The sequence below is a fragment of the Kitasatospora sp. NPDC015120 genome (assembly GCF_043080305.1).
GTDB lineage: Bacteria > Actinomycetota > Actinomycetes > Streptomycetales > Streptomycetaceae > Kitasatospora.
Genome location: NZ_JBIBVJ010000025.1, coordinates 1 through 9,635, shown reverse-complemented (window position 1 = coordinate 9,635; position 9,635 = coordinate 1). Strand labels below are relative to the sequence as shown.

The 9,635-nt window shown below is 71.5% G+C and carries 8 protein-coding genes, 1 rRNA gene and 1 pseudogene; all 10 read right to left on the bottom strand.

Annotated elements, in window-relative coordinates; genetic code table 11:
- Nucleotides 1–133 precede the first annotated feature (133 nt).
- A complete protein-coding gene (locus ACF1AK_RS32375) occupies nucleotides 134–796 on the bottom strand; it encodes a MerR family transcriptional regulator (protein WP_391502391.1) in 663 nt (220 codons plus the stop codon).
- A gap of 281 nt (nucleotides 797–1,077) precedes the next feature.
- A complete protein-coding gene (locus tag ACF1AK_RS32370; protein WP_030062493.1) occupies nucleotides 1,078–1,554 on the bottom strand; it encodes a bifunctional nuclease family protein in 477 nt (158 codons plus the stop codon).
- Nucleotides 1,555–1,639: 85 nt separating this feature from the next.
- Nucleotides 1,640–2,335 carry a MerR family transcriptional regulator gene (locus ACF1AK_RS32365; protein WP_391502390.1) on the bottom strand — a complete coding sequence of 232 codons (696 nt, stop codon included), beginning with the start codon at nucleotides 2,333–2,335 and terminating at the stop codon, nucleotides 1,640–1,642.
- Nucleotides 2,336–2,514: 179 nt separating this feature from the next.
- Nucleotides 2,515–3,057 carry an FHA domain-containing protein gene (locus ACF1AK_RS32360; RefSeq protein WP_030303564.1) on the bottom strand — a complete coding sequence of 181 codons (543 nt, stop codon included), beginning with the start codon at nucleotides 3,055–3,057 and terminating at the stop codon, nucleotides 2,515–2,517.
- 445 nt (nucleotides 3,058–3,502) lie between these two features.
- A complete protein-coding gene (locus tag ACF1AK_RS32355) occupies nucleotides 3,503–4,507 on the bottom strand; it encodes a DUF881 domain-containing protein (RefSeq protein WP_391502458.1) in 1,005 nt (334 codons plus the stop codon).
- A gap of 97 nt (nucleotides 4,508–4,604) precedes the next feature.
- Nucleotides 4,605–4,937, bottom strand: a complete 333-nt coding sequence (locus ACF1AK_RS32350; protein WP_344340336.1) for a small basic family protein — start codon at nucleotides 4,935–4,937, stop codon at nucleotides 4,605–4,607.
- 257 nt (nucleotides 4,938–5,194) lie between these two features.
- Nucleotides 5,195–6,073 (bottom strand): annotated as a pseudogene (locus ACF1AK_RS32345) (DUF881 domain-containing protein); the annotation flags it as partial.
- Between the two features lie 132 nt (nucleotides 6,074–6,205).
- Nucleotides 6,206–8,701: a sugar phosphate nucleotidyltransferase gene (locus tag ACF1AK_RS32340; protein WP_391502389.1), complete on the bottom strand. Its 2,496-nt coding sequence runs from the start codon at nucleotides 8,699–8,701 to the stop codon at nucleotides 6,206–6,208.
- A gap of 124 nt (nucleotides 8,702–8,825) precedes the next feature.
- On the bottom strand, nucleotides 8,826–9,446 hold the full coding sequence (locus ACF1AK_RS32335; protein WP_391502388.1) for a CDP-alcohol phosphatidyltransferase family protein: 621 nt from the start codon (nucleotides 9,444–9,446) through the stop codon (nucleotides 8,826–8,828).
- 97 nt (nucleotides 9,447–9,543) lie between these two features.
- Nucleotides 9,544–9,635, bottom strand: a 5S ribosomal RNA gene (rrf, locus tag ACF1AK_RS32330); the annotation flags it as partial.

Genomic DNA, 9,635 nt, shown 5'->3' with positions numbered 1-9,635 from the left:
CCCCGCCGACTGTGGATGTACCCCTCCACCAACAACCACGGCCCCAGGCTTCACCCCCCGTCGCGGCGCTCTGGTGCGGGGGGCTCGGGCGCCGCCCCCGCCCGCCCCCACGGCGTCGTCGTACGGGAACCCGCTAGACCGCCCGGTTGCGCCGCTGCGCCAGCTCGTCCGCCGGGTCGTGGCCGACCACCGTCTCGCCGGTGTCCGTCCGCTCCGCGTGCAGCCGCACCAGGGTCAGCTCCAGCTCCCGCCAGACCGCGCCGACCGCGATCCCGAAGACCCCCTGGCCGCCCTTCATGAGGTCGACCACCTGCTGGGGCGTGGTGCACTCGTACACCGTCGCGCCGTCGCACATCAGCGTCAGTCCGGCCAGGTCGGCGACCTCGGCGGCCTGCAGATGGGCGACCGCCACCCGGATGTTCTGCAGCGAGACGCCGGCGTCCAGCAGCCGCTTGACGATCTTCAGCAGCAGGATGTCGCGGAAGCTGTAGAGCCGCTGGCTGCTCGCCGGGTACACCGAACGGACGCTGGGCTCCAGCAGGCCGGTACGGGCCCAGTAGTCCAGCTGGCGGTAGGTGATCCCGGCCGCCGCGCAGGCGGTCGGGCCCCGGTAGCCGATCAGTTCGGACGTCGGCGACAGCCGCTCCAGGGCCGGCTGGCCGGGCTGTACCGCCGGGAACCTCCCCACCCTCGGCAACTCCGCCGTCCGGGGCAGTTCGGTCACCGTGCGGGCGGTGCGCGGCAGGTGCACGGCGCACAGGCCTCCCGCGGCCACTTCATCGCCAGTGCCGGTCATGCCTACCTCCGTCCACTCGTGCTGCGGGCAACCCGAACCTCGGGCGTCGGGCACCCGGGCAGCCCCTCCTGACGGTAGGCAGTCCCCTATGGCCCGTCAACGATCGCCACGCCGAGCCGAACCGACCGCGTCACTCAGGAGAGTGGTTTTTCGTGCCCCTAGTGTGGGTAGGTGGACGCATTTTGGCAAAACAGCCGTATCCCCTACGGCTCAACGGCCCACCGGCCGGTTCCACCGCGCTCGCGGGGAGGCCCCGCCCCTCCTGCGCCCCTCCTGCACCCCTACTGCGGGCCGCCCCCGCCGAAGTCCTCCGGCGACACCTGGTCGAGGAACTCGCGGAACTTCTCGACCTCGTCCTCCTGCTCGTCCGGGATCGCGATGCCCGCCTCGGCGAGCACCTCCTCGCTCCCGTAGATCGGCGTGCCGGTGCGCAGCGCCAGCGCTATCGCGTCGGACGGCCGGGCGCTCACCTCCACCCCGCCGGCGAAGACCAGTTCGGCGTAGAAGACGCCCTCGCGCAGGTCGGTGATCCGGACCTCGGTGAGCTGCTGGCCGAGCGCTTCCAGGACGTCCTTGAACAGGTCGTGCGTCAGCGGGCGCACCGGCGTCATGCCCTGCTGGGCGAAGGCGATCGCGGTCGCCTCGCCGGGACCGATCCAGATCGGCAGGTACCGATCGCCCCCGACCTCCCGCAGCAGCACGATCGGCTGGTTGGAAGGCATCTCCACCCGGACACCCACGACGTCGAGCTCATTCACACAGGCAACCCTATGGCTCCCGACCCGGATATGAAAGCGCAGCGCCGACGCCGCTGGTCAGCGCCGTGGGGCGGAGCGGCCGGTGTCATGAGCGGACCCGCAGGCCCGCCTGGACCATCGCCGCGTGCAGCCGCACGGAGAGCGTCGCGAGCTCCCGGGCGGTGGCCTCGGCATGGGCCCTGGTCTGGGGGTTGCGGTGGCGCCGCAGCGGTGCCACGACCTGCTCGACCAGGGCGACCTCCCGCTCCGCGGCGGCCTTCATGGCCCGCAGGTGGCGCGGCTCCAGGCCGTACCGCCCGAGTTCGGCCACCAGCCGGGCGACCTGCAGCGCCTCGCCGTCGTAGCCGCCGTCCGGCCCGGGCAGGACCAGCCCGTAGGACTCCCACTCGGCCAGCTCGGCCTCGCCGGCCTCGGCGGCCGCCAGCAGCTCGGCCCGGCCCAGCCGGACCCCGGCGGATGCCTCGGCCGAGGCGGTCAGCTCGCGGTCCGCCTCCTCCAGCGGCCCGGGCCGGCCGTCCGCGGCCCCGGGCAGCGCGGGCGGGGTCTCGCCGCGTTCGATCGCGTCGAGGTGCTCGCGGATCACCCGCAGCGGCAGGTAGTGGTCACGCTGCATCCGCAGCACGTAGGCCAGCCGCTCGACGTCGGCCGGGCTGAACTTGCGGTACCCCGAGGGGGTCCGCTGCGGCTCGACCAGCCCCTCCGCCTCCAGGAAGCGGATCTTGGAGATGGTGACCTCGGGGAAGTCGTCGCGCAGGAAGGCCAGCACGGCGCCGATGCTCAACAGCTCGTCACCACCGCGCCGCCGCCCGGCGGGCCGGTCCGGGCGGACCGGCTGCCTGGGGGCCGCGACCGCCCCCCGCGCGCCCTGGTCCGGCCGGGGGCCGGACGGCGCGGGGGTGGCCGCCCCGAGAGGAGAGGAAGAGGTGTTCGGACTCACTCGGGCTCCTGCCGACGTTGGTTTCAGTACCCCCGGTTGTGGCTGGCGAAGAAGACCAGCCGGTACTTCCCGATCTGCACCTCGTCGCCGTTGTTCAGCGCGACCTCGTCGATCCGCTCCCGGTTGACGTAGGTGCCGTTCAGGCTGCCGACGTCGGCGACGGTGAAGCCGCCGCCCGGCGTCCGACGGAACTCCACGTGCTTGCGGGAGACCGTCACGTCGTCCAGGAAGATGTCGCCCTGCGGGTGACGCCCGGCCGTCGTCTTGTCCGAGTCCAGGAGGAACCGGCTGCCGGAGTTCGGGCCGCGCTGGACGATCAGCAGCGCCGAGCCCGGGGGCAGCGCGTCGATCGCCGCCAGCACCTCGGCCGAGAGGGCCGGCGTACCGGTCCCGGTCGTGGTGTTGGGGTCGTAGGACTCCAGGCCGGAGATCGAGATGGTCGAGGTGGTCTCGGCCGATCCCTCGGGCAGCAGCCCGCCGCGCAGCGCCGTACCGCAGTTGGAACAGAACCGGGCCGAGGCCGGGTTCTGGTTGCCGCACCTGGGGCACGGAGTGGGGCCAGCCATGTTCACAGCCTCCTGGCGCGGCACACCCGACGGGTTGTGCCCGGCGTACGGGTCCGGAGCAAACCCTCCACCAGAGGTTGAGGGTCCTGTCGGGAAACCTATGCGCGGGGCGCCGGAGGGGTCAACCGACGCGCCGTAGCCCCCCTGATTCCCGGCGTACTGGGCACCGTCGCGGAACAGCGGACGCTCGGCGTACTCCGCGCCCTCCGGGGCGGAGCGCATGCCCGGCACGGCGGGCTCGTCGTCCCGGCGGTGCAGCGCGGTGGGCGCCTCCGCCGCGGCCGCGTTGCGACCCTTGTTACGACCGAACAACTTCGAGAAGAAACTCACGGGCGAATCCCCTTGCGTGTGACAGACCCGCCCGTGGGGCAGGGTGAGAACCTCGGACAGGGTGCGGGACCGGTCGTGGACCGGGCCGGCTGGAGTGGCACTCCGAACGTGACGGTCACTTCGGAGCCGGCTTGGCGTACTGCGGCGTCCTGGGGTCGACGAGGGCGTCGACGACCACCTTCTGCTGCTGGGAGATGGTCGCACGCGCCTGGTGACTCTCCAGGGTACGGACCACACCTCCCGGAATGTTCAACGCGGGCGTGAGGTCCTGCGGATTCCCCACGACGGTGAAGCGGTAGGGCGCCGAGACCTTCTTGCCGTCGATCTGCACACCGCCGCCGGACACGTCCGTGAAGTAGGTGTTGACCACCACGCGCACATCGTTGATCTGAATCGCCTCCGCCCCCGCCGCTCGGAGTTCCTGCAGGGTGTCCAGCAGCATATCTGCCTTCACCTGCCCTTGGGGATCATCGACCGTCAGTACGATGCCCGGACCGGTGGCCTGGACGGTCCCGGCGAGGACGCCGAGTTCCGTCACCTTCTTCCTGGTCTGCTCCTGGGCCTCCTTGGCCTGGTTGGAGCTGTTCTCCAACTTGGCCAGGGACTGTTCCAACTCCGCCTTCTCCTGCTGGAGACGCTGCTGACGGCTGTCCAGTTCGTCGAGGATGCGGACCAGGTCCTCCTGGCGCGCGCCGCGCAGCTGGCTGTGGTGGTCGTTGGTCGAGCGGACCTGGATCGCCAGCCCCAGACCGAGCGAGAACAGCAGCAGGGCCACCACCAGCTGACCGCGCGACACCCGGGGCGGCCACAGCGCGGCCATCAGCCGCCGCCGTCCGGCGCGCCGGTCCTCGGTGTACGCGGAGACCGACATCGGGGGGTGCTCGGGCTCCTCCAGGTCGTCCTCGGGCTCCGGCTCGTCGTCGGGGTCCGGCGTCCTGGAGTCCGCCTCGGTGGCCTCCGCCGTCACGTCCGGCGCACGCGCGGGCGCAGGCGTCACCGCGGGGGCGCGCCGGGCAGCGGGCGGAGCGGCCTCGGGACCGGGCTCGGCCGCGCGCTCGGGCGCCTTCCCGGCCGTCGCCTCCGTCGGGGCCCCGGCCGCCGGAGCGGCCGGCGTGGTCACCACCTCGTCCGCGGCCCCCTCCCCGCGCTTCTCGTCCTGCACGACCTCTCCCGCCGATCCGTCCGACTCCTCCTCCGCCGCGCGCCCGCGGCCCGGCTCAGGCACGGAAGACATGGCGCCGGATCGCCGCGGCGTTGGAGAAGATGCGGATGCCGAGGACGACGACCACACCCGTGGACAGCTGCGAGCCGACGCCCAGCTGGTCGCCGAGGAAGACGATCAGGGCCGCCACCACCACGTTCGACAGGAACGACACGAAGAACACCTTGTCGTCGAAGATCCCGTCCAGCATCGCGCGGACGCCGCCGAACACCGCGTCCAGCGCCGCCACCACCGCGATCGGCAGATAGGGCACCACGGCGTCGGGCACCTCGGGCTGGACGAAGAGTCCGACGACGACCCCGATCACGAGACCCAGTACGGCAATCACGGTGTAGCGGCTCCTGTCGCTGCGGAGGACGACCCGGTGGTGGTCGTGGTGGTCGGGCGGGGGGAGGTCGTGGTTCTGGTGGCCGGGGCACTCGGCGAGCGCTTGCCGCTCGGCCTCGCCGAGGGCGAGGCCTCGGCGGACGGGCTTCCCGACGGCGCCGCTCCGGCGGCGGGGCTCCCGCTCGGCGGCCCGCCCGCCGCGCCGCTCGCCGTGCCGCCCGGACTCGTGGCCGCGCTCGCGGTCGGCGAGGGCTCGGGAGTGACGGGCTGGGCGGTCCGCAGGGTGACCCCGACGGCCGCGGGCAGCGTGAGGCTCTTCTGCGCCGAGATGCTCGACTTGATGCCGTACTTCTCCTGCAGCAGCCGCAGGTACTGGCCGGCCATGGCGCTCTCGAAGGCGTTCACCAGCCGCGTGCCGTCCCCGAGCGCCTGCACGGTGTACGGCGGCACCAGCGGCCGGTTGTCCACCAGGACGGCCTCACCGGCCGCGCGGATCGCCGAGAGCGCGGTGAGCCGCTGCCCGTTGATCGAGACCGCCTCCGCGCCCGAGGCCCAGAGCCCGTTCACCACCAGCTGCAGATCGCGGTCCCGCAACCGCCCGCTGTTGGAGAAGCCCTGCCCGGCGCGCGGGTCGACGTTCCCGCCCGCGCCGGTGCCGGGCGCGTCCTCCACCACCAGCTTCACCCCGGGCCCGGTCACCTCGCCGAGGCCGACCGCGCCGGCCACCGCCGCCGAGTCGCCGCCCGAGGCGAGCGCCTGCTGCTGGGTGCTCTCGACCTTCCGGCGCAGGTCCTGGACCTGCTGCTGGAGGCGGTCGGCGGAGCCGTTGGCGTCGTTGATCCGGTGGATCAGGGCGTCGCGCTCCTTGGCGAGCGTCGGCTCCGCCTTGTGCGCGTTCACCGCCCCGACGGTGACCACCGCGCCCACGAGCGCCAGTCCGGCCCCCAGCGTCAGCAGACCGCGCGTCGTCCCCGGTATCCGGTACGGCCCGTCGCCGCCCCGTGCGGCCGCCGCCTCGGCGTAGCCCTCGTCCAGGCTGTGGTCCATCACATTGGTCAGCAGGGACATCGAGGCGTCCGGACGGTTGTACCGTCCGTTGCTGGCACCCTGCCCCGGCGTCGCTGACATGCGGACCATCGTCCCATGTCGCGGGAGGGCCCCGTGCACGCCCCCTGAGCTGCAGACATGCCAAACCCGACGGACCGTGACCAACCACCCGAAACGGACAGCGGGGCGGGGCGGCCGGTGCCGCCCCGCCCCGCCCCGGGCTCACCGCCCGGCGCTGTCGACCACCGCCGCCCACTCGTCGAGCAGGGCCTCGCTCGCCGCGTCGTCCGGGCCCTCGGCCCACAGGTGGGTGACCGCCTCGGCCGGGTCCGGCAGGACCAGCGTCCAGCGCCCGTCCGCCTCGACCACCCGGACGCCGTCCGTGGTGTCCAGCCGCCGGCTGCCGGCCGCCTCCACCACCGAGCGCATCACCATGCCCTTGGCCGCCCACGGCGTCGCGATGTCCCGCCGGCGGATGTGCGCCTGCGGGATCCGCGCGTCGATCTGGCTCAGGGTCAGCTGGGTGCGGGCCACCAGGCCCACCAGCCGGACGAACGCCGCCGCCCCGTCCAGCACCCCGCTGAACTCGGGCACCACGAAGCCGCCGCGGCCGTCGCCGCCGAACACCGTGCCCTCGGCGGAGGCCGCCTTGGCCAGGTCGTCGGGCGTCGTGGTGGTCCAGGTGACCTGCGTGCCGTGGTACGCCGCGACCTGCTCGGCGATCCGGGTCGTCGTCACCGGCAGCGCCACCTGCCCGCTCCGCCGCTCGGCCGCGACCAGGTCCAGCAGGACCAGCAGGGCCCGGTCGTCGTCGATCACCCGGCCCAGCTCGTCCACGAAGGCCACCCGCTCGCCGACCGGGTCGAAGCGCACGCCGAAGGCCGCGCGCGAGGAGGCGACCAGCTCGCCGAGCCTGGCCAGGCCGGCCCGCCGCTCCTCCGCGTCCTCGGTCGGCCGCGCCTCGTCGAGCCCGCTGGAGACGGTCAGCGCCTCCACCCCGAGCCGGCCGAGGATGCTCGGCAGGACGAGCCCCGCGCTGCCGTGCGCGGTGTCCACGACCACCTTCAGCCCCGCCTCCCGCACGCCCGTGATGTCCACGGTCCGCAGCAGGTTGCCCGCGTAGGAGTCGAAGACGCTGGACGGGAAGGTGAGGTCGCCGATCTCGCCGGGGAAGGCCCGCCGGTACTCCTGGCGCGCGTAGACGCGGTCGAGCTTGCGCTGACCGGCCTGGGAGAGGTCGGCCCCGCGCTCGTCGAAGAACAGGATGTCCAGCGAGTCCGGCACCCCGGGGGTGGTCCGCAGGAAGATCCCGCCCGCGCTGCCCCGCGCGGTGTGCTGCCGGGCCACCGGCATCGGCACGTTCTCCAGGTCCCGGACGTCGATCGCGCTGGTCTGCAGGGCGGAGATCATCGCCCGCTTGAGCGCTCGCGCGCCACGCGAGTGGTCACGCGCGATGGTGACCGTCGCGCCCTTCTTCAGGGTCGTTGCGTACGCCCCGGCCAGCCGGACGGCCAGCTCCGGGGTGATCTCGACGTTGAGGATCCCGGAGACGCCGCGCACTCCGAACAGGTGCTCCTGGCCCCGGGACTCCCAGATCACCGAGGTGTTGACGACCGCGCCGGCCTCGATGGTCTTGAACGGGTAGACCCGGACGTTGGCCGCGATGATCGACTCCTCGCCGACCAGGCACTCGTCCCCGATCACCGCGCCGTCCTCGATCCGCGCGGCCCGCATCACATCGGTGTTCTTGCCGACGACGCAGCCCCGCAGATTGCTCTGCGGCCCGACGTAGACGTTGTCGTGGACGACCGCCTTGTGCAGGAAGGCCCCGCGCTTCACCACGACGTTGCTGCCGAGCACGGTGTGTTCGCGGATCTCCACGCCGGCCTCGACCTTGGCGTAGTCCCCGATGTACAGCGGGCCGCGGAGCACGGCCTCCGGGTCCACCTCGGCGCCCTCGGCCACCCAGACGCCCGGGGAGATCTCGAACCCGTCGAGCTCGACGTCGACCTTGCCCTCCAGGACGTCCGCCTGGGCCTTGCCGTAGCTCTCGTGGGTGCCCACGTCCTCCCAGTAGCCCTCGGCCACGTAGCCGTAGACCCGCTTGCCCTCCTTGAGCAACTGCGGGAACACGTCACTCGACCAGTCGACGGACTCTCCGGCCGCGACGTAGTCGAAGACCTCGGGTTCCATGACATAGATACCGGTGTTCACCGTGTCCGAGAAGACCTGTCCCCAGGTCGGCTTCTCCAGGAAGCGCTCGACCCGGCCCTCGTCGTCGGTGATCGTGATGCCGAACTCCAGGGGATTCGGAACCCTGGTGAGGCAGACGGTGACCAGTGCGTTCTTACTGCGGTGAAACTCGATCAATTCCGAGAGGTCGAAGTCCGTCAACGCATCGCCGGAGATCACCAGAAAGGAGTCGTCCTTGAGAGCGTCCTCGGCGTTCTTGACACTCCCCGCAGTGCCGAGTGGGGTCTCCTCGTTCGCATAGGTGAGATGCATGCCCAGCTCTTCGCCGTCACCGAAGTAGTTCTTCACCAGTGAGGCCAGGAACTGGACGGTCACAACGGTATCGGAGAGACCGTGCCGCTTCAGCAGCCGAAGCACGTGCTCCATGATCGGCCTGTTGGCGACCGGAAGCAGCGGCTTCGGCATGCTGGAGGTCATCGGGCGAAGTCGAGTGCCTTCGCCCCCTGCCATAACAACGGCTTTCATTACGGGTGCGTCCTCCTTCGCGGTGGTGGGCCCTGCGGGTCCATCAAACCGTTCCAGAGGTGGTCTACCCGGAAGCTCTCGTCCGACGCACCGTGGCGCCGTGGGGATTCTCTCAGATCACGTCTCAGACGGTGGACACCGAGGAGCCCGCCCGGCCGCGGACGATCTGCCGTGCCTGCACCGCATAGAGAATGGCGGCCCACCAGTAGAGGACGGTCCCCCACCAGATGAACGCCCAGCTCACGATCTCGGCCGGCTGGGCGATCCAGCTGTCACCGGAGCCCAGCAGCAGAAGCGGAAACGCATACATCAGATTGAATGTCGCGGCCTTCCCCAGGAAACTCACCTGCAACGGTCCGTAGCCGTGCCGGTTGAGAATCGGCAGAAGCGCCGCGATAAACACCTCGCGGGCCAGCAGGATACCGGTCAGCCACCACGGCAGGATCTCACGCCAGGTCAGGCCGACGAGGGTCGAGAACACATAGAGGCGGTCCGCCAGCGGGTCGAGCAGCTGCCCCACCCGGCTGATCTGGCCCCACCTCCGGGCGAGTTTGCCGTCCAGGTAATCACTGATGCCACTGAGCATCAGGATCAGCAAGGCCCAACCGTCGTTGTTCGGTCCGTCGAACACCGGCCAGAGGATCAGCCAGAGGAAGAGCGGAACACCGACCAGCCGGCCCATGCTCAGCAGGTTGGGGATGGTGAGGACGCGATCGGTCTGGACCCGCGTCTCCTGGACCTCCACCCGGGGGCCTCCTGTCACGTCTGGCAACTACTGCACGTCGACCTTACAACAGAGAAGCCCCCGACCGATGACCGGCGGGGGCTTCTCCAGAAAGTTTGTTCGGCGGCGTCCTACTCTCCCACAGGGTCCCCCCTGCAGTACCATCGGCGCTGTGAGGCTTAGCTTCCGGGTTCGGAATGTAACCGGGCG

Excerpts from the sequence above, each read along its gene's own strand:
- ACF1AK_RS32340 (WP_391502389.1), bottom strand. The coding sequence starts at position 8,701 with ATGAAAGCCGTTGTTATGGCAGGGGGCGAAGGCACTCGACTTCGCCCG.
- ACF1AK_RS32375 (WP_391502391.1), bottom strand. The coding sequence starts at position 796 with ATGACCGGCACTGGCGATGAAGTGGCCGCGGGAGGCCTGTGCGCCGTG.
- ACF1AK_RS32360 (WP_030303564.1), bottom strand. The coding sequence starts at position 3,057 with ATGGCTGGCCCCACTCCGTGCCCCAGGTGCGGCAACCAGAACCCGGCC.